At 68.4% G+C, this 26,728-nt stretch carries 19 protein-coding genes; 10 read left to right on the top strand and 9 right to left on the bottom strand.

From position 1 onward, the window contains the following. The first annotated feature begins 144 nt into the window (after nt 1–144). The 3 genes from ACFCQI_RS04450 to ACFCQI_RS04440 are packed head-to-tail and all read left to right on the top strand — an operon-like array spanning nt 145 to nt 5,934. Nucleotides 145–1,656, top strand: coding sequence for an efflux transporter outer membrane subunit (locus tag ACFCQI_RS04450; protein WP_395120182.1), 1,512 nt, complete (start codon nt 145–147; stop codon nt 1,654–1,656). Further along, nucleotides 1,646–2,812, top strand: a complete 1,167-nt coding sequence (locus tag ACFCQI_RS04445) for an efflux RND transporter periplasmic adaptor subunit (protein ID WP_395120180.1) — start codon at nt 1,646–1,648, stop codon at nt 2,810–2,812. The genes ACFCQI_RS04450 and ACFCQI_RS04445 overlap by 11 nt, the downstream gene beginning before the upstream one ends. Continuing rightward, the gene (locus ACFCQI_RS04440; protein WP_395120178.1) at nt 2,809–5,934 is read left to right on the top strand and encodes an efflux RND transporter permease subunit; all 3,126 of its coding nucleotides are present in this window, start codon (nt 2,809–2,811) and stop codon (nt 5,932–5,934) included. The genes ACFCQI_RS04445 and ACFCQI_RS04440 overlap by 4 nt, the downstream gene beginning before the upstream one ends. 12 nt (nt 5,935–5,946) lie before the next feature. Here the strand turns inward: ACFCQI_RS04440 and ACFCQI_RS04435 are convergent, their stop codons facing one another. From ACFCQI_RS04435 to ACFCQI_RS04400, 8 genes are all read right to left on the bottom strand, one after another. After that, nucleotides 5,947–6,717 (bottom strand): N-acetylmuramoyl-L-alanine amidase, encoded by a 771-nt coding sequence (locus tag ACFCQI_RS04435; protein ID WP_395120176.1) that lies wholly within the window; start codon nt 6,715–6,717, stop codon nt 5,947–5,949. Between the two features lie 163 nt (nt 6,718–6,880). Then, nucleotides 6,881–7,927: a serine hydrolase domain-containing protein gene (locus tag ACFCQI_RS04430; protein WP_395120174.1), complete on the bottom strand. Its 1,047-nt coding sequence runs from the start codon at nt 7,925–7,927 to the stop codon at nt 6,881–6,883. A 134-nt stretch (nt 7,928–8,061) separates the two neighbouring features. After that, nucleotides 8,062–8,877: a M15 family metallopeptidase gene (locus tag ACFCQI_RS04425; protein WP_395120173.1), complete on the bottom strand. Its 816-nt coding sequence runs from the start codon at nt 8,875–8,877 to the stop codon at nt 8,062–8,064. Continuing rightward, on the bottom strand, nt 8,874–10,502 hold the full coding sequence (locus ACFCQI_RS04420; protein ID WP_395120172.1) for a serine hydrolase: 1,629 nt from the start codon (nt 10,500–10,502) through the stop codon (nt 8,874–8,876). The genes ACFCQI_RS04425 and ACFCQI_RS04420 overlap by 4 nt, the downstream gene beginning before the upstream one ends. Beyond that, nucleotides 10,489–11,700, bottom strand: a complete 1,212-nt coding sequence (locus ACFCQI_RS04415) for a dipeptidase (RefSeq protein ID WP_395120170.1) — start codon at nt 11,698–11,700, stop codon at nt 10,489–10,491. The genes ACFCQI_RS04420 and ACFCQI_RS04415 overlap by 14 nt, the downstream gene beginning before the upstream one ends. Next, complete coding sequence (gene lysA, locus ACFCQI_RS04410) at nt 11,697–13,004, bottom strand: diaminopimelate decarboxylase (protein ID WP_395120168.1); 1,308 nt, start codon at nt 13,002–13,004, stop codon at nt 11,697–11,699. The genes ACFCQI_RS04415 and lysA overlap by 4 nt, the downstream gene beginning before the upstream one ends. A 91-nt stretch (nt 13,005–13,095) precedes the next feature. After that, nucleotides 13,096–16,122 carry a carboxypeptidase regulatory-like domain-containing protein gene (locus ACFCQI_RS04405; protein ID WP_395120167.1) on the bottom strand — a complete coding sequence of 1,009 codons (3,027 nt, stop codon included), beginning with the start codon at nt 16,120–16,122 and terminating at the stop codon, nt 13,096–13,098. Between the two features lie 54 nt (nt 16,123–16,176). Continuing rightward, on the bottom strand, nt 16,177–17,697 hold the full coding sequence (locus ACFCQI_RS04400) for a transglutaminase-like domain-containing protein (protein ID WP_395120166.1): 1,521 nt from the start codon (nt 17,695–17,697) through the stop codon (nt 16,177–16,179). A gap of 165 nt (nt 17,698–17,862) precedes the next feature. Between ACFCQI_RS04400 and ACFCQI_RS04395 the strand changes: the two genes are divergently transcribed. From ACFCQI_RS04395 to ACFCQI_RS04365, 7 genes are all read left to right on the top strand, one after another. Beyond that, complete coding sequence (locus ACFCQI_RS04395; RefSeq protein ID WP_395120165.1) at nt 17,863–19,014, top strand: DUF819 domain-containing protein; 1,152 nt, start codon at nt 17,863–17,865, stop codon at nt 19,012–19,014. A 25-nt stretch (nt 19,015–19,039) separates the two neighbouring features. Further along, nucleotides 19,040–20,443, top strand: a complete 1,404-nt coding sequence (locus tag ACFCQI_RS04390; RefSeq protein ID WP_395121248.1) for an SH3 domain-containing protein — start codon at nt 19,040–19,042, stop codon at nt 20,441–20,443. Nucleotides 20,444–20,495: 52 nt separating this feature from the next. Beyond that, nucleotides 20,496–21,587, top strand: a complete 1,092-nt coding sequence (locus ACFCQI_RS04385) for a dipeptide epimerase (protein WP_395120164.1) — start codon at nt 20,496–20,498, stop codon at nt 21,585–21,587. Between the two features lie 187 nt (nt 21,588–21,774). After that, on the top strand, nt 21,775–22,632 hold the full coding sequence (locus ACFCQI_RS04380; RefSeq protein WP_395120163.1) for a MurR/RpiR family transcriptional regulator: 858 nt from the start codon (nt 21,775–21,777) through the stop codon (nt 22,630–22,632). 141 nt (nt 22,633–22,773) lie between these two features. Next, complete coding sequence (locus ACFCQI_RS04375; protein WP_395120162.1) at nt 22,774–23,550, top strand: L,D-transpeptidase; 777 nt, start codon at nt 22,774–22,776, stop codon at nt 23,548–23,550. Beyond that, complete coding sequence (locus ACFCQI_RS04370) at nt 23,547–24,803, top strand: dicarboxylate/amino acid:cation symporter (RefSeq protein WP_395120161.1); 1,257 nt, start codon at nt 23,547–23,549, stop codon at nt 24,801–24,803. The genes ACFCQI_RS04375 and ACFCQI_RS04370 overlap by 4 nt, the downstream gene beginning before the upstream one ends. Before the next feature lie 84 nt (nt 24,804–24,887). After that, entirely contained in the window at nt 24,888–26,021 is a 1,134-nt protein-coding gene (locus tag ACFCQI_RS04365; RefSeq protein WP_395120160.1) for an NAD(P)/FAD-dependent oxidoreductase, read from the top strand. 46 nt (nt 26,022–26,067) lie between these two features. Here ACFCQI_RS04365 and ACFCQI_RS04360 read toward each other — a convergent pair whose 3' ends face one another. Continuing rightward, nucleotides 26,068–26,718, bottom strand: a complete 651-nt coding sequence (locus tag ACFCQI_RS04360; protein ID WP_395120159.1) for a DUF5074 domain-containing protein — start codon at nt 26,716–26,718, stop codon at nt 26,068–26,070. Nucleotides 26,719–26,728 lie beyond the last annotated feature (10 nt).

The raw sequence follows: 26,728 nt of genomic DNA, 5'->3' as shown, positions 1-26,728 counted from the left end.
GGGCTGCGCAAACGCAATTTCTTGCAGGCTTTCGCGTCGGCTTGGTACGTTATATCGTTGCGTTCCGATCTTTTCCTCAAGACGCGCACGCATGAAAAACCCGCGGTCCGATTGTCTGCTGGCACCGTCGCGATGACGGCCGCGATGATCAGACGGGCAGGCGGGTCGCTGCTGGCGGTCGTCGCGGTGCTGGCGATCGGCGGCTGCGCGGTGGGGCCGGATTTCCGGAAGCCGGCGGCACCGGATGTTGCCAGCGTGGCCGCCGGGCCGCTGCCGGAGCGCACCCCCGGTGCGAATGTCGCCGGCGGGCAGCCCCAGCGTTTCGTTTCCGGCGGCGACATTCCCGCGCAGTGGTGGACGCTGTTCCATTCGGCCGCGCTCGACGCGCTGATCGCACAGGCGCTGGCGCACAACCCCGATCTCAAGGCCGCACAGGCCGCACTGGCGGTGGCGCGCGAGAACACCCGCGCCGGACGCGGTGCGTACGCGCCAAGCGTCAGCGCCGGCTTCTCGGCCAGCCGCGAACAGGACCCGCCCGGCGCGCTGGCGCCGGTGCCCAGCAACAACGCGTACCTGTACAACCTGTTCACGCCGCAGGTCAGCGTGTCGTACGTGCCGGACGTGTTCGGCCTGAACCGGCGCAACGTGGAATCGCTCAAGGCGCAGCAGCAGGCGGTGCGGTTCCAGATGCTTGCCACGCGCATCACGCTCAGCGCCAACGTGGTGGTGGCGGCAGTGCAGCAAGCCTCGCTGCGCGCGCAGGTCGCCGCGACCCGCGAGCTGATCGCGACCAACGCGAAGATGGTCGAGCTGCTGCGCTACCAGCTCGCCAAGGGCTACGCGGGGCGGCTCGATCTCGCCGCGCAGGAATCCCAGCTGGCCCAGTTGCAGGCCACGCTGCCGCCGCTGCTGAACCAGCTGGACCAGCAGAACCATCTGCTGGCCGTGCTGGCCGGCGAACTGCCCGGCGAGGCGGCGCCGCAGGCGTTCGACCTGGCTAGCCTGCATCTGCCGCAGCAGCTTCCCCTGAGCCTGCCCTCGACCCTGGTGGCGCAGCGCCCCGACGTTCGCCAGGCAGAGGCCAACCTGCATGCGGCCAGCGCGCAGATCGGCGTAGCCATCGCGAACCGGTTGCCCGACATCACGCTGACGGCCAATGCAGGCAGCAGCGCGCTGGCGATCAAGCAGTTGTTCAAGAGCGGCACCGGCTTCTGGAGCCTGGGCGCCGATCTGGCCGCCCCGATCTTCCAGGGCGGCAGCCTGCTGCACCAGGAGCGCGCGGCCAAGGCGGCCTACGTGCAGGCGGCCGAGGAATATCGCGGCACGGTGCTGACCGCGTTCCAGAACGTGGCCGACACGCTGGCCGCGCTGCAGCACGATGCCGAGGGCCTGCAGGCGGCGGCCAGGGCGGCGGACGCGGCCAAACTCGCGCTGGAAATCTCGCAGCGCCAGTACCAGGACGGCTATGCCAGCTACCTGTCGCTGCTTGGTGCGGAGCAGGCCAACCAGCAGGCGCGCATCGCGCTGGTGCAGGCGCAGGCGAGCCGCTATGTCGACACCGCCGCGCTGTTCCAGGCCATGGGCGGCGGCTGGTGGCACGACGCCGACACCCACTCCACCGATGCCGCTGCCACCCGGGATAGCGATGAAAAGTAGACCATCCTCCGCGCCGACCCGGCGCGCGCCCGTCCTGTTGTCCGCGCTTGTGCTGCTGGCCGCGTCGACGCTGGCCGCCTGCTCGTCGAAGGCCGCGCCGCAGGCCGCCGCCGACACGCCGCACAACGTGACGCTGACCGCGGCGCAGCGCCAGCACATCCATCTGCTGACCATCGAACGCAGCAGCTTCCATCGCAGCATCGAAACCAGCGGCGTGGTGGATTTCGACCACGACCGCGCCACGCAGGTGCTGGCACCGTTCTCCGGCCCGGTGACCGAGGTGCTGGTGAACCCGGGCGACAAGGTCAAGGCGGGACAGCCGCTGGCGCGGGTGGATTCGCCCGACTTCGCCGCCGCCGTCGGCGCGTATCGCAAGGCGCTCGCCGCGGCGCATGCCGCCGACCAGCTGGCCGCGACCGATCGCGACCTGTATGCGCACCAGGCGATCTCGCAGCGCGAGCAAGCGCAGGCGCAGTCCGATGCGACGGGGGCGGACGCCGATCGCGACGCGGCGTTGCAGGCGCTGCTGGCCCTGCATGTCGATCCGCAAACCATCGCGGCGATACGCGAAGGCAAGCCGGTGGCGCATGGCCAGGGCGTGATCCGCGCCCCGATCGCCGGCACCGTGGTGGAGAAGTCGATCGCGCCCGGCCAGTTGCTGGCGGCCGGTTCGACGCCCTGCTTCACCGTCGCCGACACGTCGAAAATGTGGGTGATGGCGCAGCTGTTCAGCGACGACCTGGCGGCGGTGAAGAACGGCGACGCGGCCACCGTCGAGGTCGGCGGGGATGACGCGGCGATGCCCGGCAAGGTGACCAACGTCGGTGCCGTGGTCGATCCCGATACGCGCTCCGTCGGCGCCCGCGTGCTGGTCGACAACCCGGACGGCGTGCTCAAGCGGCAGATGTACGTGCGCGTGAAGATCCGCTCCGGCGACGCGCACACGGGCTTGCTGTTGCCGGTGTCGGCGGTGCTGCGCGATGACGAGAACCTGCCGTTCGTGTACGTGGCGGCGGCCGACGGCGGCTACGCGCAGCGCACGATCACGCTGGGCGGACGCGTGGGCGATGCCTTCGAGATTCCCGACGGCCTGCACGCCGGCGACAAGGTCGTGGTGGACGGCGCGATCTTCCTGCATTTCATGCAGACCCAATGAGCGCGCAGACCCCACCCGAGGGGCTGCCGCCGCGCCCCACCTCGCTGATCAACCGCATCGTCGCGTTCGCGCTGCAGCAGCGCATGCTGATGGTGCTGTTGGCGCTGGGCCTGGCCGCGGCCGGCGTGTGGTCCTACAACATCCTGCCGATGGATGCGTACCCGAACCTGTCGCCGCCGATGGTCGACATCGTCACGCAGTGGCCGGGGCATTCGGCCGAGGAAGTGGAGCGGCTGATCACGGTGCCGGTGGAGCTGGGCATGAATGCCATCCCCGGCATGGTGACCAAGCGCTCCGTGTCGCTGTACGGCCTGTCCGACGTCACGCTCGGCTTCGCCGACGGCACCGATCCGTATTTCGCGCGCCAGCGCGTGCGCAACCGCCTGCCGGATGTCGAACTGCCCGACGGCGTGTCCTCGTCGATGTCGCCGATGTCGCCGCCCTCGGGGCTGGTGTACCGCTACGTGTTGCAGAGCACCGACCGCTCGCCGATGGAGCTGAAGACGCTGAACGACTGGGTCGTCGCGCCGCAGTACCGCTCGGTGCCGGGCGTGGCCGACGACTCCGGCTTCGGCGGCGGCACCATGCAGTACCAGGTGCTGCTCGATCCGGTGAAGATCGCCGCGCTGGGCATGTCGGTGGCGCAGGTCGAGGCCGCGTTGGCGGCCAACAACGGCAACGCCGGCGGCGGCTTCTACACCCAGGGTGGGCAGTTCTTCTACGTGCGCGGGCTGGGCCGGCTCGAGACCGTACAGGACATCGGCGACGTGGTGCTGGCGGTGCACGACGGCACGCCGATCCTGGTGAAGAACGTGGGCACCGTGCAGGTCGGCATCGCGCCGCGGCTGGGCGAGTTCGGCTACATGGACCAGGACGACGCGGTGGAGGGCGTGGTGCTGGCGCTGACCGGCTCGAAGACCGAGAACGTGTTGCAGCGGGTCGAGGCGAAGACGCAGGAGCTCAACCGCGACGTGCTGCCCGACGACGTGAAGATCCACCCGTTCTACGACCTCACCGACCTGATCGGCCAGACCAAGGCGGTGGTGATGCACAACCTGCTGCTGGGCATGGCGCTGGTGATCGCGGTGCTGATCTTCTTCCTCTACGACGTGCGCGCGGGGCTGATCGTGGCGGTCACGATCCCGCTGGCGCTGCTGTTCGCCTTCGTGTGCCTGGACCTGAAGGGCGCCTCGGCCAACCTGCTGTCGATCGGCGCGGTGGATTTCGGCATCCTGGTCGATGGCGCGATCTTCATGGTCGAGAACATCTTCCGCGAGCTGGCCGCGCGGCAGGGCACCGAGTTCAACATCAGGGAAGTCATCCAGGGTGCCGCCTCGGAAGTGGACCGCCCGCTGGTCTACGCGGTGGCGGTGATCGTGGCCAGCTTCCTGCCGATCTACGTGCTGACCGGGCCTTCCGGCACGCTGTTCAAGCCGATGGCGGACACCATGATCTTCGCCCTGGTCGGCTCGCTGCTGGTCACGCTGACCCTGCTGCCGGTGCTGTGCGCACTGTTCATGCGCCGTGGCGTGCGCGAGCGGCGCAACGCTATCTACGACAGGTTCAAGGCGTGCTACGTGCGCGGACTGGAGCGCCTGCAGCAGCACGCGTGGCGCGTGACCGGGGCCTCCCTGCTGCTGCTGGTGATCGCGCTGGTGATGATGCGCGGCATCGGCGCCGAGTTCATGCCGCACCTGGACGAAGGCTCGCTGTGGGTGCGCGCCACCATGCCGTACACCATCTCCTTCGACGAGGCCTCGAAGATCTCGCCGCAGATCCGGCGCATCCTGCGCTCCTTCCCCGAGGTCACCACGGTCGGCTCCGAGCTGGGTCGCCCGGACGACGGCACCGATTCGACCGGCTTCTTCAACGACGAGTTCTTCGTCGGCCTGAAACCGTACTCGCAGTGGGACGGCAAGTACCGCAGCAAGGCCGACCTGATCGCGGCGATCGACAGGAAGCTGCAGGTGTTTCCCGGCATCCAGTTCAACTACACCCAGCCGGCCGAGGATGCGGTGGACGAGGCCGAGACCGGCCTGAAAAGCTCGCTCGCGGTGAAGATCTACGGCCCGGACCTGCACGTGCTGCAGGCCAAGGGCAAGGCAATCAAGCAGGCGATGGAAAAGGTGCGCGGCATCACCGACCTGACCCTGGTCCACGAGCTGGGGCAGCCGAACCTGTCGATAAAAATCGATCGCGCCAAGATCGCGCGCTACGGGATCAACGTCGAGGACATCAACAAGCTGATCGAGGCGGCGATCGGCGGCGACGTGGCCACCGAGGTAGCGCAGGGCGAAAAGCAGTTCGACCTGCTGGTGCGGCTGCAGCCGCAATACCGCGACAACCCGCAGCAGATCGGCGAGATCCCGGTAGCCACGCCCGGCGGCCAGCAGATTCCGCTGAAGGAGCTGGCCGACATCAGCATCGCCAACGGCGCCTCCTTCATCTATCGCGAGAACGGTTCACGCTACATCGGCGTGCAGTTCTCGGTGAGCGGACGCGACCTGGCCGGAGCGGTGAACGAAGCGATCGCCCGGGTCGGCCGCGACGTGAAGCTGCCGCACGGCTATCGGCTGGAGTGGGGCGGCGAGTACAAGGAGTACACCGCCTCGCGCGCACAGATGAACGTGATCCTGCCGCTCACCCTGCTGCTGATCTTCGGCCTGCTGTTCGTGCTCTACGGCAATTTCAAGTTCCCGTTCATCACCGTGGCCGGCGTGCTGCTGTCCGCACCGTTCGGTGCGATCGTGGCGATGTGGCTCACCGGCACGCCGTTCTCGGTGTCCTCGGCGATCGGCTTCATCGTGCTGTTCGGCGTGTCGGTGCTGACCGGCGTGGTCTACATTTCCTGCGTCAACGAGCTGCGCCTGGGCGGCATGGACATCGCCAGGGCGGTGCACGAGGCGGCGATCCTGCGCCTGCGCCCGATCACCATGACCGCGCTGGTGGCTGCGCTCGGCCTGTTGCCGGCAGCCATCGCCAGCGGCGTCGGCACCGATTCGCAACGCCCGTTCGCGCTGGTGATCGTGGCCGGCATGCTGTCGCGATTGCTGATCGGCATGTACCTGATGCCGGCGTTGTATGCGCTGGTGGCGCGGCCGCAGGATCGGTTGCAGGTGTAGGGCAGGCGGCGCTCAACCGCCGTTGCCGGTCGCCTCGATCTGCTGGGCGAGGTTGTACAGGATGCGCAGGTCCTGCGGATCGAGTTCGTCGCCGCCGAGGCCGCGGAAATGGTTGTGGAACGCGCGCACCGCGGCGGCGCGATCGTCCAGCGGGTAGCCCACCACGGCCAGCGCCATCCACGGATCGAAGCCGGCGGGCGGATCGACCAGCACGCCTTGCGGCCAGCGGCCGAAGCCCGCGGCGGCCAGTCGCTGCCAGGGAAACAGCGGGCCGGGATCGTTCTTGCGCGCAGGCGCGAGATCCTGGTGGCCGATGATCTGCGCGCGCGGGATCTGCAGGCGTTCGGTGAGGTCGGCGAGCAGGCGCAGCAGGCTGTCGATCTGCGCTTGCGCGAACGGGCTGTGGCCGTCGTTGTCCAGCTCGATGCCGATCGAGGCGGAGTTGAGGTCGGTGATCGTGCCCCAGCGCCCGCCGCCGGCATGCCAAGCGCGCAGCTGGTCGGACACCAGCTGGTAGAGATGCCCGTCGGCGCCGATCAGGTAGTGCGCGCTGACCGGACCGCCACTGTTGGCCGTGCGCAAGGTTTCCAGGCTCTGCCGCACCGATTGCTGGTCGGTGAAATGCAGCACGATCAGCACCGGCCGGCGGATGTCGTGGTTCGGCGAGGGCACCCAGGTCGCCAGCGGATTGCGCGGCGGCAGCGGGGCGCAGGCGGCGAGCAGGGCGAGCAGGAGCAGCACGGAGAAGGGACGCAGGTAGCGTATCGGAAGTGTCGAGCGCATCGCGATGGGTCCCATGGTTTCGCTATTGCCCGTCATTCCAGCGCAAGCTGGAATCCAGTCAGGCGATTCGTGCGAAGCACACCAAATCGACTTTGTGTGCTTCGCACGCGTACTTCACTGGATTCCAGCCTGCGCTGGAATGACGGTGAAGTGATGGTCGTGGTCAACGCAGCCACGGCTTGGCGATCTCCAGCGCAGTGCGGTACGGCTCCGGCTCGTTGCGGTTGCTGAGCAGGATCACGGTGAGGCGCTGCTTCGGCCAGCGCACGATCACGTTGCGGAAACCGATGCTTTCGCCGGAGTGCCACAGCGTGTCGCCGGTGATGCGCCAGCCATAGCCGTAGCTGGCCTCGTACGGTTCGCCGGTGACCTTCACGTGCGGGCTGAAGGCGAGCTTGCGCGAGGCGTCGCTGAGCAGGCGGTCGTCGTACAGCGCGGCGTCCCACTTCGCCAGGTCCTCGACCGAGGAATAGATGCCGCCGTCGCCGCGGGTGGCGCTGGTGACGCTCTGGTCGGTGCGCGTCCACTGGCCGCCCACCTCGCTGTAGCCGTAGGCGCGGTCGTCCACGTCGGGGCCGCCCTTCTCGTACAGCAGCGTGTGATTCATGCCCAGCGGCTGGAAAATCTGCTGCTTGAGGTACAGCGGCAGGCTGTAGCCCGAGGCGCGCTCGACCACCAGACCGAGCAGCACGTAGCCGGTGTTGCTGTAGCGGTAGGCGGTGCCGGGCGCGAAGTAGGTCTTCGGGGTGGCGGAGAGCATGCGCAGCACGTCGTTGTCGCTGACCTGCCCGGTGGTGCCGGGCGGGATCAGGTCTTCGTAGTCGACCAGGCCGCCGGTGTGGTCGAGCAGCTGGCGCAGGGTGACGGCGGAGGTCGTCTGCGGCAGCGAGGGCAGCCAGCGGCGTATCGGATCGTCCAGCGTGAGTCGACCCTGTTCGGCCAGCAGCAGGATCGCCGCGGCGGTGAACTGCTTGCTCACCGAGGCCAGCCGGTAGTTGGTGGCCGGCGTGGCCTTGTCGTCGTCCTCGAGGTTGGCCAGGCCGTAGCTGCGATCGACGACGGCCTTGCCGTCCTTGATGACCAGCAGCGAGGCGCCGGGCACGTCGCCGGCGTAGGGCGCCATCAGCGCGTCGACCGGATCGACCGGCTTGGTTCCGCCGCAGCCGGCGAGCAGGGTGGCAGCGGCGAGGCCGATGAAGAGTCTATGCACGGCAGAGATCCCCTTGGTGGTGGCGATGCGCAGGACGGGCACGGCCCGCCGCATTTGCGATTTGCGTGGCGTCTTGTCGAACAGCGGCGGGCCGTGCCTGCCCTACGGTTCCGGCGGGCGGTTGTTCGCGCCGGTCATTGCACGGGTACGTCGTAGATGGTGTGCGGCGTCGGTTCCGGCTCGAGGGTGTAATGCCACCACTCCATCGGGTAGTTGCGGAAGCCCTCGCGCTGCATCGCATCGCGCAGCAGCAGGCGGTTGGCGTGCTGCTGCGGCGTGACCTCGGGCGAGTCGGTGTGCGCGCGCACGTCGAAGAAATCGAAATCGGTGCCCATGTCCAGCGGCGTGCAATGCGTGCCGTCGTCGGCGCACTGCTGCATGGTCAGGTCGATGGTGGCGCCGCGGCTGTGACCCGAGCTTTCCGCGATGTAGCCGTGCAGGAGTTCGGACTTGTCCAGCCGCGGGTAGTGCTGCGGCTTGGTGCGCTGGTCGCCCAAGTCGTGCGCCCAGCGCACGAAGTGCGCCACCGCGCGGGCGGGGCGGTAGCAGTCCCAGATCTTCAGGCGCCGGTGCTGCGCGCGCAGCTCGTGCTCGACCTTCGCCAGCGCCTCGGCGACCGGGCGCAGCAGCAGGCAGGCCGGCGCGCGGTAGCCGTCCGCCGGCGTGCCCATGAAGTTGTCGCTGCCGGCGTACTTGATGTCCTCGGCGATGTCCGGCACCAGCGTGCGGATGTCGACCAGGTTCGCCGCGGCGGCAGTCGTCGCCGGCGACAGCGCCGGCGGCTGGTCCGCGTGGGCGATGCCGCTGACGGCGACGAGCAGGGCAAACGCGATCAGATGCCCGGCTTTCGCAGGAGCCCGCTTGCGGGCGATGCCTTTTCTTCCGCCAGGCACGGGAGCATCGCCCGCAAGCGGGCTCCTGCCGGCGGTGATGGGCGACGGGTTGGTCATGGGTGGCAGCTCCCCACGCGCTGGAAATCGAGGTCTTCGTAGTCGGAACTGAAGTCGCCCAGCGGGTCGAGCTTGGCCATGCGCAGGGTGATCGGCTGGCTGGCGGTGGCCGCATGGAAATCCAGCCAGGCATCCAGGTCGGCCGAATCGTCCCAGTGCGCGAAATAACGCTTGCCCAGGCGCATCACCGTGCCGGCCAGCGTCGGCGACTTCGCGGCGGCGAAATGCATTTTTCCGTCGCGCGGGCACAGCGTGACGTCGCCGAACCACGGGTCGCGATACTGCCCGCTCCAGCGCGCCAGTTCGGCGGTGCTGGCTGGCCGCTGCGTCGAGGTGTCCGGGGCGGACGAGGACGGCGACCGCTGCTTCGCCTGCTGCTCCAGCGCGTCGGCGTACCAGCGCACGTCGCGGCTGGAGTCGGGCGCGGTGAAATGCTTCATAAGCACTTCGCCGAGCACGGTGCGCGCATCGTCCGCCTCGCCGTTGATCATGAACACGAAGCCGCTCTTGCGGTCCGGCAGCAGGGCCAGCATCGAGTACATGCCGTTCAGCGTACCGGTGTGCCACACGCTCCACTGGCCGTCGACGTCGGCCATGCGCCAGCCGTAGCCGTAGGCCATGATGTGGCTGTTGTCCCAGGCGCGGCGTTGCGCGGAAACCGGGATCAGCATGTGCGGTGCCTGCAGCACGCCGCGCTGCACCGGCGACAGCCACTGCAGTTGTGCGTGGGTCGGCACCAGCCAGTTGCGCGCCCAGGCCAGCATGTCGGTGAGGTCGCAGCGGATGCCGCCGGCGGCGGCCGAGGTGATCGCGGGAATCGCCGCGGCTTCGGGGATCGGCACGTTGCGGCCGCCGTCGCGGCGATGCGGCGTGGCCACGTCGCCGACCGTGTCGCGGTTCCACGCGCCGACCTGGCAGCGGTCCAGGTGCAGCGGCTCGAACACTTCGCGCCGCATCAGCGTTTCGTACGGCGCGCCGCCCGCGGCGGCGGCGACTTCGCCGGCCACCACGTAGAGCAGGTTGTCGTACTGGTATTGCGAGCGGAAGCTGTAGCCGGGCTTGATGAAGGCGAGGCCGTGGATGATGTCGGCGCGGGTGAACGCGTTCGGCTCCGGCCACAGCATCAGGTCGCCGCCGCCCTCGGGCAGGCCGCTGGAATGGGTGAGCAGGTCGGCCACGCGCATGTTCGCGGTGACCCACGGATCGTGCATGCGGAACTGCGGCAGGTACTTCGTCACCGGATCGTCCCAGCGCAGCTTGCCCTGGTCGACCAGCCGGCCGAGCAGGGCGGTGGTCATCGCCTTGCTGTTGGAGGCGATCTTGAACAGCGTGCGTGGGGTGATCGGCTGGCCCGAGCCGGCGACGGTTTCGCCCACGGTGCGCGTGTAGACGACCTGCCCGTTCTCGATCACGCCCACGGCGATGCCTGGCAGGTGGTAGCGGGCGACGGTGGCGTCGACGATCTTGTCGTAGGCGGGGTTGGCGGTTTGAGCGGTGGCAACCGGGACGGCGAGCAGGAGCAACAAAGCAAGAGCACCCCAACCCGACCCTCCCCTGCGTTGCCGCACGGGGACTTCCTTCGGTCGCAGGGGAGGGAGAAAACCTGTTGGGTCAGTGCTTGGCATGGCGCTCGACCTCGCCCCACACGCGCAGCAGGTTGCCGCCCCACAGCTTGGCGATGTCCTCGTCGCTGAAGCCGGCCTTGCGCAGCGCGGCGGTGACGTTGCGGGTCTCGCTGGCGTCCTTCCAGCCGGTGATGCCGCCGCCGCCGTCGAAGTCGGAGGCGATGCCGACGTGGTCGATGCCGGCCACCTTCACCATGTGGCGGATCTGCTTCACGTAGTTGTCCAGGGTGGCCAGCGGGTATTGCTTCTGGATCGCGGCCATGCCCGCTTCCATCTCGGGACGGTAGTCGTCGTTGTCGCTGTCGTATTCCTTCTCGCCGGCCTGTTTCGCCACGCGTTCCTGCAGCGCCTTCTCGGCGGCCGCGCGACCGGGGTCGTGCTTGAGGAACTCCTTGTAGGCCACCGCGTCGATCACGCCGCCCTTGGCGGCGATCGCGCGCAGCAGGTCGTCGGGCAGGTTGCGCGGGTGGTCGAGCACGCCGCGGGCGCCGGAGTGCGAGGCGATGATCGGCGTGCTGGATGCCTTCAGCGCATCGCGCACGCAGTTGTCCGAGGCGTGCGAGATGTCGACCAGCATGCCGAGTTCGTTCGCGCGCTTCACCACGGCGCGGCCGAAGTCGCTCATGCCCTTGTCGCCGGCGCTGTTCATCGCCGGCTCGCCGTGTTCGGTGTCGGGCAGCGAGCTGGTGCACAGGTCGTTGTTGCCGACGTGGACCAGGCCGACCGAGCGCGCGCCGCGATCGAAGGCGGCGTCGAGGCGGTGGATGTCGTGGCCGAGCGAGTAGGCGTTCTCGATCTCGATCGTCGCCGAGAGCAGGCCGGCCTTGTGGTTGGCGAGCAGCTGTTCGGGCGTGGTGGCCAGGCGGATGCGGTCGGGATACATCATCAGCATGCGGCCGATGCCGTCGTATTTCTGGCTGGCCTGTTTCACCGCCTTGGCGTAGCCGGCGGCGTCGAGCTGGTGCTGCGGCACCCAGACCACGAAGAACGCCGCGTTCAGGCCGCCGCGCTCCATCTTGCCCAGGTCGACCAGCAGGCGGGTGTCGTGGCCGACGTCAAAACGCGGCTCGCCCATGTAGTTGAAGGGGATGTCGACGTGGGTGTCGATGGTGACCGGCGGATCCTGCTGTGCCTGCGCGGGCAGCGTCCCGGCGAAGCTCAAGGCGGCGAGGAGGGCGAGGCGGACAGTCGTGTTCATGGCGTTTCCCATTTCCGGGCCGGCTGTTCGCCGGCGATCATTTCCTCGAAGTGCTGGCGTCGCCGCACCACGGCGTAGCGGCCCCGCTGCAGCAGTACCTCGGCGGCCAGCGGCCGCGAGTTGTAGGTGGAGGCCATCGACGTACCGTACGCGCCGGTGGCCTTGATCAGCAACAGGTCGCCGGCCGCGCATTCGGGCAGTTCGCGTGCGCGGGCGAAAGTATCGCCGGTCTCGCACACCGGGCCGACGATGTCGTAGGTGGTCAGCGGGCGCGGCTCGTCCGCTACCGGCACGATGTCGTGCCAGGCGTCGTACAGGCTGGGCCGCTGCAGGTCGTTCATCGCCGCGTCCAGCACCAGGAACGTGCGCTCGATGCCGGGCTTGACGCGGATCACCCGGGTCAGCAGCACGCCCGCCTCGGCGACCAGGTAGCGCCCTGGTTCCAGCAGCAGGCGGCCGCGGAAACCGGCCAGCGCCTCGCGGATCGCGCCGACGTAATCGGCCGCGGCCACCGGCTGGTCCACGCCGGCGCGATAGCGCACGCCCAGTCCGCCGCCGACGTCGATGCTGTTGACCGGATGGCCGGCCTGCTCGAGTTCGCGCCAGAACGCGGCGACCCGCTGCAGCGCGAGCCGGAACGGTTCGACGCTGAGGATCTGCGAACCGATGTGCACGTGCAGGCCGTCGAGCTGCACGTGGTCGAACGACTTGCGTTGGGCGAACCAGCGGCGCGCCTCGTCGATGCTGACGCCGAACTTGTTCTCCGACTTGCCGGTGGAGATCTTCGCGTGGGTCTGCGCGTCCACGTCGGGGTTGATGCGCACGGCGGCGCGCGCGGTCACTTCCTGCGCCTTCGCGACCCGCTGCAGGGTATGCAGTTCGTCCAGCGATTCGACGTTGAAGCGCATGATGCCGACGTTCAGCGCGCCGGCGATCTCGTCGGCGCTCTTGCCGACACCGGAGAACACGATGCGTTCGGCCGGCATGCCGGCATTGAGGGCGCGGCGCAGTTCGCCGACCGAGACGATGTCGGCGCCGACGCCGGCGCCGGCCATCAGCTGCAGGATGGCGAGGTTGGGGTTGGCCTTGACCGCGAAGCAGATGGTGGCGTCGAGGCCGGCCAGCGCGGTTTTCAGCGCGTCGATGCGCTGGTGGATCGCGCTGGCGGAATAGGCGTGAAAGGGGGTTGGGATGCGTTCGGCCAGCCGCTGCAGGTCGACGCCATCGAGCCAGCGCGGCGCCGGCGTACCGGCGGCCGCGAGGTTGCCGGGCATGGCGGCCGGCGTGGCGTGGAGGTGGTTCATGGGCAGTGGCGGGCCATTGTCGGTCGCCCGCAGGGCGGGCAAAAAAAGGGCGACCCACCATTCCGTGTGGGTCGCCGCCAGGGGAGTACGTTCAGAAGTCCACGCTGAGGGTGAGTTGGGTGAAGCGCGGCGCCTGGAAGCTGATGCCGTCGCCGAAGGTGTCGCTGGTGCCGTTGCCGATGGTGGTCTGCAGGTCCTGGTCCACGTTCAGCGTCTGCTGGGTGTTGAACAGGTTGTACACCGCCAGCTTGGCCTTGAAGCGGCCGGTGTCGCCGATCGGCAGGATGTAGCTCACGCTGGCGCCGACGTTGTAGGTCCACGGCGTGCGGCCGTACTTGCCGCGCGGCGAGTTCACATAGACGCGGTCGGCGGAGAACTCCGAATCGCAGTTCTGCACGCAGGTGTAGTAGCTGTGGTAGTTGGACGCGTCGAACGGGTTGCCCACGCCGAAGCCGGTGATCGGCGTGCCGGACAGCGCCTGCAGGTCGGCGCCGAGCTGCCAGTGCGGAGTCAGCGCGTAGGTGCCGCGCAGCTTGAACTGGTGACGCCGGTCGTTGGGCAGGTAGCCGTCGCCGCCGAAGTTCACCCACGGGTCATCGAAGTTCTCGGTGCGGCCGGTGTCGTCGAAGTTGGTGTCCGAGTTGACCGGGCCTTCCGCGTTGCCGCGGCTCCACGACAGCGTGTAGGAGGCGTTGAACGCCCACTGGTCGTCCCACGCGCGGTTGATCTGGAACTCCACCGCGGTATAGCTGCGCTTGGGCTTCACCCAGCCGCGCTGGCCGATGTAGGTCATGATCGGGTCGCCGTCGGCGTCGACGCCATCCTGGCGGTACATCGCCCAGCCTTCCTTGGAGGTGTCCACGGTGATGTAGCCGTCGGGGGTGCCGTCGCAGTTGGAGTCGCCCCACACCTGCACCTTGGAGCCGGGGTTGGCCATCACCCAGCCGATGTAGCCATCCTCGCCGCACTGCGCGGTGGCGCTGATCTCCATGTCGTCGATCGCGTTGTGCAGGCGGCGATAGGTGCCGCTGACGCCCCACGACCACTTGTCGTCGATCATCTGCTGGAAGCCGAGGATCGCCTCGTCCTGGTAGACCTGGTCCATGTCGTGGTCGACCTCCGAGCGCAGGTCGCCGACGGTGCCGTCGCCCTGCGAGGTGTCGACGCCGCCCAGTTGCGGGCCGAGGATCGGCATGGCGTACTGCGAGCCGTTGCGGTCCTCGATCTGCCAGCCGCCGAAGGCGTAGTAGGTGCGTTCGTCGAGCAGGCCGCCGGCCTGCTTGATGTTGATCACGTTGGCCACCGGCAGGTAGTAGCGGCCGAGGTTGCCGAACAGCTTGGTGCTGCCGTCGCCCTTCATGTCCCACGAGAAGCCAACGCGCGGCGCGATCATGTTGTCCATCTTGATGTAGCTCTTGCCGTCACCGCCCTTGTTGTCGAAGCCGTCGCTGCGGATGCCGGCGTTCAGCAGCAGGTTGGAGGTGACCTGCCAGTTGTCCTCGATGTAGTACGCCGAGTTGGTGGTCTCGAAGTTGCCGGCGATCTCGTAGCGGCGCGCGCGCACGTAGCCGGTGTAGCCGGGCGGGATCACGCCGCCGCCGTTGGGGTTGGAGATCGAGGAGCCCGGGTCGGCCTTGTACACGTTGTAGTAGATCGCGCCGGGGCCGGGGTAGTAGCGCTCGTAGTCGGAGGTGTTCTGCTCGTGGTCGAAGCCGAAGCGCAGCAGGTGGTCGCCCAGCGTCCACTCGAAGTCCGCGCGCGCCTGCTTGCGCACGTCGTTGCGATGGCTCACCGATGAGTTGGTGGTGCAGCCGAGCGCGACACCGGGCAGGGCGATCTTGCCGTCGCTGGCCACGCGGTTGCATTCCACGTCGCTGAGCCCGCGGTTGAACGACTCGCGGTCGTTGCGGCCGTACATCAGCTTCATCGACAGGTCGTTGGTGAGGTAGCTGGTCCAGGTGAGGTTCCAGTTCCTGCCGCCGGTGTCGGTGTAGATCTCGTTGGTCTTGTTGCCGGTGATGTCGCCGGTGTAGGTGTAGTCGTAGACGTCGCCCACGTTGCTGTTCTTGTCCGAGAAGGCCATGAACTCAAGCAGGTTGGCGTCGGTGATGTGCCAGTCGATCTTGGTGCCCCAGAAGCCGGTGTCGGCGCTGTTCTTGGTCAGCGTGGTGCCGGCGTCGTTGGTGTTCTCCGGCGAGGAGTCGCGCGCCTCGTACATGGCAAAGAAGAACAGCTTGTCCTTCACGATCGGGCCGGACGCGTAGACGTTGAGCTTGGCCAGTGCGTCGCGGTCGCGGCTGGCGGTGAGGTAGCGCGTGCCGTCGGCGCGGTAGTGGTCGTCGGCGCGGGAGTGCCAGCTGGCCGGCTCCATGGTGAGCTCGGCGCCGTACTTGAACTGGTTGGTGCCCGAGCGCGTCACCGCGTTGATCACGCCGCCGGTGGTGCGGCCGAACTCGACCGAGTAGCCGCCGGTCTTGACCTGGAACTCCTGGTAGAACGCGAACGGCGCCGAGGAGAAGCCGTTGCGATTGTAGAAGTCGGTGACGTTGAGGCCGTTGACGTAGAACGAGTTCTCCGCCACCGACGAGCCGCCGAAGGAGATGCCGCCGAAGCCGGCGACGCCCTTGTTGACGCCCGGCGCCAGCACGGCCACCGAGGTGATGTTCTGATCCACCGGCAGCCGCGCCAGTTGCTCGCGGGTGACGTTGGTGGCCGACTCGGTGGAGGTGACGTCGACGCCGGGGAGGACCGAGCCGCTGACCGTGACCGCGCTCAGTTCGGTCGCGGTCGGAGCCGAGCCGACGTTGACGGTGGTGGTGTTGCCCAGGCTCACCGTGACGTTGATCGGCTCGCTCGCGGCACCGCCGCCGCTGCTCTGCAAGGTGTAGGTGCCGACCGGCAGGAACGGGAAGCGGTAGTTGCCCTTGGCATCGGCGGTGACGCTGCGGGTGAGGCCGGTGTCGGTGCTGGTCACCGTGACCACCGCGCCCGCCGCGGTGTGGCCGACCACGGCGCCGTCGTTGCTGCCGGCAAAGGCGGCAGGCACGGCCAGCGAGGCCAGGCCCATGCCAAGCGCCATGCAAAGTACGGTTCTGCGCAAGCTGCGACTGTTGCTCATTTCCCCATCTCCCCATCGACGCCGTCGATGCCAGTTTTTGTGAATAGCTGCCGGTTAGTTGCCGCCGCGTCCGTGCTCCGCTGGCAGCACCTGCCAGTCGAAGTCGTAGTCCAGTTGATCGAAGTACACGTTGCCGCCGTCCCACTCGGCCTCGCCGCGCTGCGAATCCACGTCGTCGGAACGGAAGTGGTGCTTGGGCGGCTCGAAGCGGCGCCCGTAGTCGGCATTGAAGGCGATGCGCCAGTTGTCCAGCCCGCCGAGGTAGAACCACTCCAGCGCCGGGTCGTCGCCCGCGGCCGGATGCAGGCGGCCGGTGGTGACGTCCATCGGCACCCAGCCGTACGGCGCCAGGTACAGGAAGCCCCAGTCGTGGATGTTGCTGTAGCCGCTGCCGTCGGCGGCGAACACCATGCCGGACTGCCAGCGCGCGGGGATGCCGTTGAGGCGCAGCAGGGTCATCAGCAGCAGGGTCTGCTGGCCGCAGTCGGCGTGGCCGGCGTGCAGCGCGTAGTCGCTGATGTTGGAGATCGTCGAATACTCGCGCGCGCCGGCCCAGGGGATCCGGTCCACCGCGGCGAACAGTTTCTGCGCGATGCGGTACGGGTTTTTCTCCTCGCCCACGACCTTGCGCGAGAACGCGCGCATGGCGTCGGTGAACACGATGTGCGGCGCGCGCTCGGCCACGAACGGGGCCAGCTCCGGGGTGATGGTTTCCGCTTGCACCCTGGCCGGGTCGATCGCGTGGTATTGCGCCAGCAAGGTCAGTTCGTAGGTGACCGAGAACACGGTTTTCTGCCCGGCCACGGCGGGCTTTTCCAGGTACACCGTGCGCTGCGGCGCCGACTTCGGCGCGATGTCGTGCTTCGCCGGCACGCTGGCGACGTAGCGGATGTCTTCCTGCTGGCCGGGGATCGCCTGCGGGTAGGGAATCCACGCACGCACGATCTTGCCCGCGGGCACCGCATCGGCGTCGACGGTGAGTGTCTGCGTCATGCGCAGGCGCTGCGGCAGCACGCTGGCGCGATGCTGGTCGAGCGCGGCGTGGAAGATCGCGCGCTGGTGGTCGTTGAGCGATTCCATCGGGCCGTCGGTGATCGGTGCCTGCACCGCGCGCCGCGCCACCGCCTCGGGGCTGAGCCGGAACAGGTTGCCGGGCGAACGCTTGAAGTACAGCGTGCGGCCGTCGATGACCTGATGTTCGAACAGGCCGGCGGCGTTCCACTTCGCGAACTCGGCGTCGGTGAGGTCGGGGATCTGCTTGCGCACGCGCGCCTCGACCTCGTCCGCGCTCAGGGTGAAGTCGAGCAGGATGCGGCGCATGCGCTCGCGCTGGAACAGCAGTGCCTGGCGCTGCTCGGCCGACACGCCCGGCTGCGCCAGCGCGGTCTCGATCGCGGCCTGCGCCGCCTTGAAATGGCCGGCGTCGATCTGGGCAATGACGGGATTCAGCGGTGAGCTGCCCACGCTCGCCCCCGCCGGCAGGCCGGCGGACAGCGCCAGCGCGGCCACCAGCAACAGGCGCGCGGCCCGGGCATGGCGTCGTATTCTCGTGGTGGCAGGCAATGGTGTATCCATCGAGCGGCGTCTCCGCATCCGATCCCCTGAAATGGCTGTGTAACACGCTTGCAAATGCTGGTCAATAATTTATGCTTCAAACCAATTCGGCTCGAATCAGCTATTCCTTGCCGACACGACAGCGAGGCTGGCACAGGCCCGCGCACGAACCACGAGGGGACGCATGTGATCCAAACGGTCTGGCCCTACCTGGCGGTGATGTTGCTGGCCGCCGGGGTGTTTCCGGCGATCGAGCGCCGCTACGGCTGGAAGGTCTTCTCGGTGTTGCCGCCGATCGTGCTGACCTATCTGCTGGTGACCGCGTTGGCCGTGTCGGGGCTGTGGCAGGTCAACGACGAGATCCATGCGGCGCAGACGATGCTGGTCTCGCACCTGGTGCCGGCGCTGTTGTTCCTGCTGATGATCAACTGCGACCTGCGCGCGATCTGGCGGCTGGGGCCGCGCGTGCTGGCCGTGTTCGCCTGCACCTCGGTGAGCCTGTTCGTGGCCTTCATCGGCGCGTTCCTGATCTACCGGCACTGGCTGCCGGGCGACCAGTGGCAACCGCTGGCCGCGTTGTCCGGCAGTTGGGTCGGCGGCACCGCCAACATGATCGCGGTGAAGCAGGCGATCGACATGTCCGACCAGTTGCTGGCGATGTCGCTGCTGACCGACGCGCTGTGCTACTCGATGTGGGTGGTGGTGCTGTTTTCGGTGGCGCGGCTGGCGCCGGCGTTCAACCGCTGGACGCGGGCCAAGTCCAGCGGCGACATCCCGCTGGCGGAAACGAAACCCACCGGCCCGACCACGCCCGACAGCGTGCTGCTGTGGCTGGGCATGGCCTTGCTGGCGGCGGCGCTGGCTGGCTGGGTGGCGACGAAACTGCCGACCTCCAGCATGTTGAGCGCGACCACCTGGACGATCCTGCTGGCCACCGGCGCAGGGCTGGTGGTGGCGCATACGCCGCTGGCGCGTTATCCGGGCGCCAGCACGATCTCCGGCGCCCTGCTGATCAGCGTGGTGGCGGTGCTGGCCTCGCAGAGCAACTTCCACGGCATCGCCGCGGCACCGCTGTACCTGCTGTGCGGCGTTACCGTCATCGCGATCCACGCGCTGCTGCTGATCGGCTTCGCCAAGCTGTTCCGTTTCGACCTCTACCTGTGCGGCATCTCCTCGCTGGCGCATATTGGCGGCGTGGCCGCCACGCCGATCCTGGCGGCCAGCTATTCGGCCGCGCTGGTGCCGGTGGGTATCCTGCTGGCCTTGCTCGGCTACATCCTCGGCACCGGTTTCGGCCTGGTGGTGGCGTCGATCCTGAAGCAGCTGGCCCTTCCGTGATGCGTTCTTGCGACAGGACACGATGATGCGATTTCCCCTGCTTGCCACTCTCCTGCTTGCGCCCCTGCTCGCCGCGGCGCCGCCGCAGGCCCGCGGCGCCGACGACGCGCTGGTCGTGCCGCCCTCCGGCGTGCTCGGCGTGGGCGAGGCGCAGCTGACGCCGCAGTTCTGGGTGGAGCGGCTGGCGCAGCCCGATGCGCCGGTGATGGATCGCGCGGCGATCGCGGCGCAGAACGCCAGGCTGCTGAAGATCGACCCGTCGATGCACGATCTGCGCGCGTTGCCTTCGACGCTGGACCGCGCCCGCGTCGAAGGCTGGATCAAGGATCTGTCGCAGCGGCCGGATCGACCGCTGTTCGACGTCGAGGGCAAATCGGTGAGCGCGGCCACGCTCGACGCGGTGGTCGCCAACCTCGCGCTGGATGCGATTCCCGCGCAGCAGAAGACGCGCTACGGCCTGGTGGTGCGCCGCGCTGCGCTGCGCACCTTCCCCACCACGCTGCGCGTGTTCAATGAAAAGGGCGACACCGACATCGACCGCTTCCAGGAGACCGCCGAATTTCCCGGCACGCCGGTGGCGATCGTGCATGCGAGCGCCGACGGCCAGTGGCTGTTCGTGGTCAGCCCGCGCTATGCGGCGTGGACGGAAAAGGACAACGTGGCCGAAGGCAGCGCGGCCGAGGTGTTCGGCTACGTTGACAGGACGCCGTACCGGGTGATCACCGGCGCGGTCGAACGCACCGTGTTCACCCGCGAGGTGCCGGCAGTCTCGCAGCTGCCGCTGGACATGGGCACGCGCCTGCCGCTGGCGACCGATCTGCCGCCGGACCAGCCGGTGAACGGGCAGACGCCGTACGCCGCGCACGTGCTCGACCTGCCGCTGCGCAAGGCCGACGGCACGCTGGGCTTCACCCCGGCGCTGCTGCAGAAGAACACCGACACGGCTGCCGACTACCTGCCGCTGACCCGCGCCAACATCATCCGCCAGGCGTTCAAGTTCCTCGGCGAACGCTACGGCTGGGGCCACGCGTACGATGGCCGCGACTGCTCGGGCTTCGTCTCCGACGTGTACCGCAGCATGGGCGTGCAGATGCCGCGCAACACCAGCAGGCAGGCGATCAGCCCGGCATTGGAGCACCGCGCGTTCACCGCCAAGGACAGCCGCGAGACGCGCCTCAAGGCCGCGCAGGCGCTGGAGGTCGGCGACCTGGTCTACATCCCCGGCCACGTGATGATGGTGATCGGCCGTCTGCACGGTCAGCCCTACGTGATCCACGACGTGGGCGGCATGAGTTACCGCAAGGCCGACGGCAGCCGCGTGCGCATCAAGCTCAACGCGGTGTCGGTGACCCCGCTGCTGCCGCTGCTCTACAACGACAAGCAGACCTATGTCGACCGCATGACCAGCATCGTGCGCATCCGCCGCTGAGCCCGCCGGCACCAAAAAGAAAACAGGACACGGATTCCATGAAGGCCTTCCCATGAAAATCACCGACATCCAGTTCGGCATGCTGCGGGTACCGCTGAAGACCCCGTTCAAGACCGCGCTGCGCACCGTCAACACGGTGGACGACATCGTGGTGATGATGCATACCGACACCGGCGAGGTCGGCTACGGCGAGGCGCCCGCCACCGCGGTGATCACCGGCGACACCCATGGCTCGATCATCGACGCGATCCGCCACTACATCTCCCCGCGGCTGATCGGCCAGGAGATTGCCAACCTCAACCAGATCACCCAGCTGATCCAGTCCTCGATGGAGAAGAACACCAGCGCCAAGGCGGCGGTGGAGATCGCGGTGTACGACCTGTGGGGCCAGCTCTACGGCGCGCCGCTGTACAAGCTGCTCGGCGGCGGCGATCCGGTGATCACCACCGACATCACCATCAGCGTCGACTACATCGACAAGATGGTGGCCGATTCGGTCTCCGCGGTGGAGCGCGGTTTCGAGTCGCTGAAGATCAAGGTCGGCAAGGACATCGGCGTCGACATCGAGCGGGTCAAGGCGATCTACGCCGCGGTGGAAGGGCGCGCCCTGCTGCGCCTGGATGCCAACCAGGGCTGGACGGCCAAACAGGCGGTGTATGCGCTGCAGACGCTGGAGGAGGCCGGCATCAAGCTCGAGCTGATCGAGCAGCCGGTCAAGGCCAACGACCTGGCCGGTATGCGCTACGTCACCGAGCGCGTGCATACGCCGGTGATGGCCGACGAGAGCGTGTTCGGCCCGATGGAGGTGATCGAGCTGATCCGCCTGCGCGCGGCCGACATCATCAACATCAAGCTGATGAAGACCGGCGGCATCTCCAATGCGATCCGCATCGCCGACATCGCCGGCATGCACGGCATCGAGTGCATGATCGGCTGCATGCTGGAAACCTCGATCAGCGTGGCGGCCGCGGTGCACGTGGCGGTGGCCAAGTCCAACGCGATCACCAAGATCGACCTGGATGGCCCCTCGCTGTGCCAGTTCAACCCGGTCGACGGTGGGGTAATCTTCAACGAATCGGAGATCTCGGTAACGGACGCGCCCGGCCTGGGCATTCGCGAAATTCGCGGCCTGGAGCGCTTGTGAAAAAATCGCCCGCCTACTGCGACCGCCGCCGGACGTCCGTAGCGGCGGCGCGCTGCGGGCAAATCCGGGTCACCGGTTCTCCAGGCTTTTCCGGAGTTGCCCACAACGCACCTTGCCACGAACGCCCGGCGACGCTCTCGCCACGGCAGTCGAATTTTTCGCAAGCGCTGGAGAGGATAGAGAACTGATGTCCCCGCTGGTCAAAATCCGTTCGGAACGCGACCAGATGTCCGCGGTGGAGCGGCGCATCGCCGATTTCGTGCTGGAGAACGCGCACCTGCTGCGCGACTACTCTTCGCAGCAATTGGCCAATGCGCTGGGCATCAGCCAGTCCAGCGTGGTCAAGTTCACCCAGAAGCTCGGCTTCAAGGGTTATCCCGACCTCAAGTATTCCGTGGGCGAGGCGATCGCCCGCGCCGACAACGGCGACACCCTGCAGGTCGAGTCGACCGCCGGCGGCGACGGCACCGGCGCGTTCGCCGGCAACCTGTGGCGGCGCAAGTCCGAGGCCGAGGAAGCCACCCGGCTGATCAACCCGCCGGAGATGCTCAATGCGGTGGCCGACGCGATCGGCCAGGCCGGCCGCGCCGGCAAGGTGTTCATCATCGGCCTGGGCGAGGACGACATCTATGCGCGCAATTTCGCGTTGCGCCTGTCGCTGCTGGGCATCCTCACCGTGCACAACTTCGACACCGCGCGGATGACCGCCAACGTCTCCGCCGCCGGCGCCGGCGACGTGCTCATCATGTTCTCCGAACACGGCAACCACCCGGCGCTGTGCAAGATCGCCCGCTATTTCCGCGAACGCCGCGGCCAGCTGATCACGGTGACGCGGCACACCGCCAATCCGCTGCGCACGCTGGCCGACATCGCGCTGGTGGTGTCCGCCCATGACGAGCTGCCCTACATCCAGCCGCTGCTGTACCAGTCCGCCCTGCAGCACCTGCTCGACGGCGTATTCGTGCAGCTGTGCGAAAGCCACGACGACCGCCGTGCCCTGCTGCTGGGCAACCTCGACCGGATCCAGCAGATGCTGGAGCCATGAGGACGGGAATTGGGAATTGGGAATCGCAGGAGCCCGCTCGCGCGCGATGTTCTCGCCACGAATCCCGGTAAAAAAAGCGTCGCCCGCGAGCGGGCTCCTGCAACTTGACGAGATGACGATGATGTGCCGGATGGAAACCCGATGACTGTTCGCCGCCGCATGCTTGCCTTGCTGACGTTCGCCGCCGTGCTTGCCGGCGTCGCGCACGCCGGTGCCGCGGACGCGCCGTGGCGCAACGCCCGCCAGATGATCGTGGTCACCACCGCCGACTGGCACGCCGACCACGGCACGTTGCGCGCGTTCGAGCGCGACGGCGACGGCTGGCGCCAGGTGCGCCCCGCCGCGCCGGTCACCGTCGGCAAGCGCGGTTCCGGCTGGGGCATGGGACTGAACCCTGCGCAGACCGGCGGGCCGGTCAAGCGCGAAGGCGACAACCGCAGCCCGGCCGGCGTGTTCCGCATCGGCACGGCGTTCGGTTATGCCGCGCATGCGGCCACCGCGCTGCCGTATCGTGCGCTCGGCGCCAGCGACTGGTGCATGGATGTCAGCGGTTCGCCGCACTACAACCGCATCGTCGATGCGGACGTGGTGGGTGCCGAGGCCGTGAAAGGTTCCAGCGAGCCGATGCGCCGCGACCTGCATGTCGATGGCGACCAGCGTTACCGGCTCGGCTTCGTCATCGAGCACAACGCGCAGGCGGCGCCGGAAGGCGGCAGCTGCATCTTCGCCCACCTGTGGAAGTCGCCCACCGACGCCACCGCCGGCTGCACCGCGATGACGCCGGCGGTGATGCAGTCGCTGCTGGCCTGGCTCAAGCCGCAGGACCATCCGGTGTTCGTGCTGCTGCCGCAGGCCGAGTACGAGCGCCTGCGCAACACGTGGCAGTTGCCCGTCCTCCACGCGGACGGCGCGCGATGAGCGCCACCGCGCGCGTGCTCACCGGCCTGGCCGCCGGCGCGGTGATCGGCCTGCTGCTGGCCGGCTGGGATCAATCCGTGGCGCTGCAGGTGGCCAACGCGGTGCACCCGGTCGGCAAGCTGTGGTTGAACGCGCTGCAGATGACGGTGGTGCCGCTGGTGCTGGCGCTGGTGGTGGTGGGCGTCAACACTGCCACCGACGCGGCGGCCTCCGGCCGCATCGCGCGCCGCGCGATCGTGGTGTTCATCGTGATCCTCACCGGCGGCGCGCTGTTCGCCGCACTGGCGGCGCCGCTGGTGTTTTCCTTGTTTCCGCACAACCCCGAGCTGGTCGCCGCGCTCGACCACGCCAGCGTGCCGGCGGTGTCGGTGGCGCCGGTGCAGTGGGTCGACACGCTGGTGGCGATCGTACCCAGCAACGCGATCATGGCCGCGGCGCAGAGCGCGATGCTGCCGCTGGTGGTATTCGCGCTGTTCCTCGGTTTCGCGCTGACCCGCATCGCACCGGCGCGGCGCGCGATGCTGGTGGAGTTTTTCCAGGCGATTGCCGACGCGATGATCGTGATCGTGCGCTGGGTACTGTGGGTGGCTCCGCTGGGCGTGTTCGCGCTGATCCTCTCGGTGTGCGCGCGCTCCGGACTGGGCATGCTCAGTGCGCTGGGCGTGTACGTGTTGACCGAGTGCCTCCTGTATCTCGCCGTCACCGCGATGATGCTGCCGGTGGCGCTGGTGTTCGGCGGCGAGCGGCTGCGCCGCTTCGTGCCCGCGCTGGTGCCGGCGCAGGCGGTGGCGATCAGCACGCAGTCCTCGCTGGCCTCGCTGCCGGCGATGCTGGAAAGCGCCGACCGCCGCCTCGGCTATCCCAAGCAGGTCGCCGCGCTGGTGCTGCCGATGGCGGTGAGCCTGTTCCGGCTGACCAGCCCGGTGCAGTACATGACGTCGGCGGCGTTCATCGCGTGGGCCTATGGCGTGGATCTGTCCACCGCGCAGCTGCTGGCCGGTGCGCTGCTGGCGGTCGTGGTCAGCCTCGGTTCGGTGGGATTGCCGGGCCAGGTCACCTTCGTCGCCACCAACCTGCCGGTGGCGCAGGCGATGGGCCTGCCACTGTCCCCGTTGGGCCTGATGCTGGCGGTGGATACGGTGCCCGACGCCCTCGCCACGCTGGGCAACGTCACCGCCGACCTAACCGCCACCAGCGTGGTCAACCGGCAGTCGCGCAGCGATATGGCGGGAACTGGCGACACGGAATCGTAGGAGCCCGCTTGCGGGCGATGCTCTTGCGCATCCCGATTCAAAGGCATCGCCCGCGAGCGGGCTCCCACAACGACAGAGCTGAAGATGGAACGGATCGAAACCGATGTGATCGTGATTGGCGCCGGCATGGCCGGCGCGTCGGTCGCGTATTTCCTCGCACCGCATGTGCGGGTGCTGGTGCTGGAGCGCGAGGCGCATGCCGGGGTGCACTCGACCGGGCGCTCGGCTGCGCTGTTCAGCGAAACCTACGGTTCGCCACAGGTGCGCGCGCTGACCCGTGCCGCGCGTCCGTTCCTGGCGGCGCCACCGGCGGGATTCTCGGCCGAGCCGATCCTGAGTCCGCGTGGCGCCACCATCATCGCCGGCGCGGAACGCCGCGACGACGTGCGCGCGTTGTACGAGGCCATCGTGCCGTTCAGCCGCGACATCGAGCTGCACGACGCGGCCCGCGTGCAGGCCGCGGTGCCGGTGCTGCGGCCGGAGTTCGCGCAGATCGGCCTGCACGAGCCGGGCGCGGCCGACATCGACGTCAACGAATTGCACCTCGGCTTTCTGCGCGGTTTGCGCGCGCATGGCGGCGAGTTGCGCGTGGACGTCGCCATCGACGCGATCGAGCGCGAGGCGGGCGGCTGGCGGGTGCACAGCGGGGCGCAGTCGTTCCGCGCGCCGCTGCTGCTCAACGCCGCCGGCGCCTGGGTCGACCACGTGGCCGCGCTGGCCGGCGTGGCGCCGCTGGGCATCGTGCCGAAGCGCCGCTCCGCCTTCGTGTTCGAGCCGCCCGAAGGCGTGGCCACGGCACGCTGGCCGTTCGTCACCGACTTCAGCGAGAGGTTCTATTTCAAGCCCGACGCCGGCCTGCTGCTGGGCTCGTGCGCGAATGCCGACCCGGTCGAACCGCACGACGTGCAGCCGGAGGAATACGACATCGCGCTGGGCATCCACCGTATCGAGGAAGCCACCACGATGACGATCCGCCGGCCCCGGCGCACGTGGGCCGGCCTGCGCTCGTTCGTCGCCGACGGCGACCTGATCGGCGGCTTCGATCCCGATGCACCGGGTTTCTTCTGGGTCGCCGCGCAGGGCGGCTACGGCATCCAGACCAGCGCGGCGATGGGCGAAACCTGCGCCAACCTGGCGCTGGGCCGACCGCTGCCGCAGCGCCTGGTCGATGCCGGGCTGTCGATGGAGATGTTGAGCCCGGCACGCCTGCGGCGCTGAAGCTCCTTGGCCGTCATTCCAGCGAAAGCTGGAATCCGGCGCCTCGTCAGCCAGCCGCCGCGACGCTTCGCGGCCGCTTCACCACGCGCAGTTTGCCGCTGTGGCCGCCGCCGCAATAGAACACGGCCTGGCCGTCTTCGGCGGCGAGCCCCGAGATGCCGGCGCCGGGCGGCATGTCGAGTTGCTCCAGCACTTCGCCGGTCGCCGGATCGATGTGCCGCAAGGCGCTCTCGTCGTTTTCCCAGGTGCCGTGCCAGCACTCGCCGTCGACCCAGGTGACGCCGGTGACGAAGCGGTCGGATTCGATGGTGCGCAGGATCGCGCCGGTCGCCGGATCGATCTGCTGGATCTTGCGCCCGCGATACTGGCCCACCCACAGCGTGCCCTCGGCCCACGCCAGGCCCGAGCTGCTGTCGCCCGGCGCGGGAATGGTGGCCAGCACCTCGCCCGTCTGCGGATCGATCCGGTGGATGCGGTCCTCGGCGATCTGGAACAGGTGGCGGCCGTCGAACGCGGTGCCGGCGTGCGCGGCGATGTCGATGCTGCGCAACACGCGGGCGCTGGCCGGGTCCCACACGTTCAACCGTGCGCCGGAGGCGAACCACACATGTTCGCCATCGCAGGTGACGCCATGCACGCCATCGGTGCCGGGGTAGGGGCCGTGTTCGGCGACGATGTCGGCTTTGCTTCGTTTCATGTCCGGACTC

Source organism: Rhodanobacter sp. FW102-FHT14D06, assembly GCF_043950705.1.
GTDB lineage: Bacteria > Pseudomonadota > Gammaproteobacteria > Xanthomonadales > Rhodanobacteraceae > Rhodanobacter.
Note: the sequence above shows the minus strand (reverse complement) of the source record. Positions and strands in the feature narration are given on the sequence as shown.

What these genes read in the sequence shown, in the direction of transcription:
- ACFCQI_RS04450 (WP_395120182.1), top strand. Translation starts at nt 145, where the DNA reads ATGATCAGACGGGCAGGCGGGTCGCTGCTGGCGGTCGTCGCGGTGCTG.
- ACFCQI_RS04445 (WP_395120180.1), top strand. Translation starts at nt 1,646, where the DNA reads ATGAAAAGTAGACCATCCTCCGCGCCGACCCGGCGCGCGCCCGTCCTG.
- ACFCQI_RS04440 (WP_395120178.1), top strand. Translation starts at nt 2,809, where the DNA reads ATGAGCGCGCAGACCCCACCCGAGGGGCTGCCGCCGCGCCCCACCTCG.
- ACFCQI_RS04435 (WP_395120176.1), bottom strand. Translation starts at nt 6,717, where the DNA reads ATGCGCTCGACACTTCCGATACGCTACCTGCGTCCCTTCTCCGTGCTG.
- ACFCQI_RS04425 (WP_395120173.1), bottom strand. Translation starts at nt 8,877, where the DNA reads ATGACCAACCCGTCGCCCATCACCGCCGGCAGGAGCCCGCTTGCGGGC.
- ACFCQI_RS04420 (WP_395120172.1), bottom strand. Translation starts at nt 10,502, where the DNA reads ATGCCAAGCACTGACCCAACAGGTTTTCTCCCTCCCCTGCGACCGAAG.
- ACFCQI_RS04415 (WP_395120170.1), bottom strand. Translation starts at nt 11,700, where the DNA reads ATGAACACGACTGTCCGCCTCGCCCTCCTCGCCGCCTTGAGCTTCGCC.
- lysA (WP_395120168.1), bottom strand. Translation starts at nt 13,004, where the DNA reads ATGAACCACCTCCACGCCACGCCGGCCGCCATGCCCGGCAACCTCGCG.
- ACFCQI_RS04405 (WP_395120167.1), bottom strand. Translation starts at nt 16,122, where the DNA reads ATGAGCAACAGTCGCAGCTTGCGCAGAACCGTACTTTGCATGGCGCTT.
- ACFCQI_RS04400 (WP_395120166.1), bottom strand. Translation starts at nt 17,697, where the DNA reads ATGGATACACCATTGCCTGCCACCACGAGAATACGACGCCATGCCCGG.
- ACFCQI_RS04390 (WP_395121248.1), top strand. Translation starts at nt 19,040, where the DNA reads ATGCGATTTCCCCTGCTTGCCACTCTCCTGCTTGCGCCCCTGCTCGCC.
- ACFCQI_RS04385 (WP_395120164.1), top strand. Translation starts at nt 20,496, where the DNA reads ATGAAAATCACCGACATCCAGTTCGGCATGCTGCGGGTACCGCTGAAG.
- ACFCQI_RS04380 (WP_395120163.1), top strand. Translation starts at nt 21,775, where the DNA reads ATGTCCCCGCTGGTCAAAATCCGTTCGGAACGCGACCAGATGTCCGCG.
- ACFCQI_RS04375 (WP_395120162.1), top strand. Translation starts at nt 22,774, where the DNA reads ATGACTGTTCGCCGCCGCATGCTTGCCTTGCTGACGTTCGCCGCCGTG.
- ACFCQI_RS04370 (WP_395120161.1), top strand. Translation starts at nt 23,547, where the DNA reads ATGAGCGCCACCGCGCGCGTGCTCACCGGCCTGGCCGCCGGCGCGGTG.
- ACFCQI_RS04365 (WP_395120160.1), top strand. Translation starts at nt 24,888, where the DNA reads ATGGAACGGATCGAAACCGATGTGATCGTGATTGGCGCCGGCATGGCC.
- ACFCQI_RS04360 (WP_395120159.1), bottom strand. Translation starts at nt 26,718, where the DNA reads ATGAAACGAAGCAAAGCCGACATCGTCGCCGAACACGGCCCCTACCCC.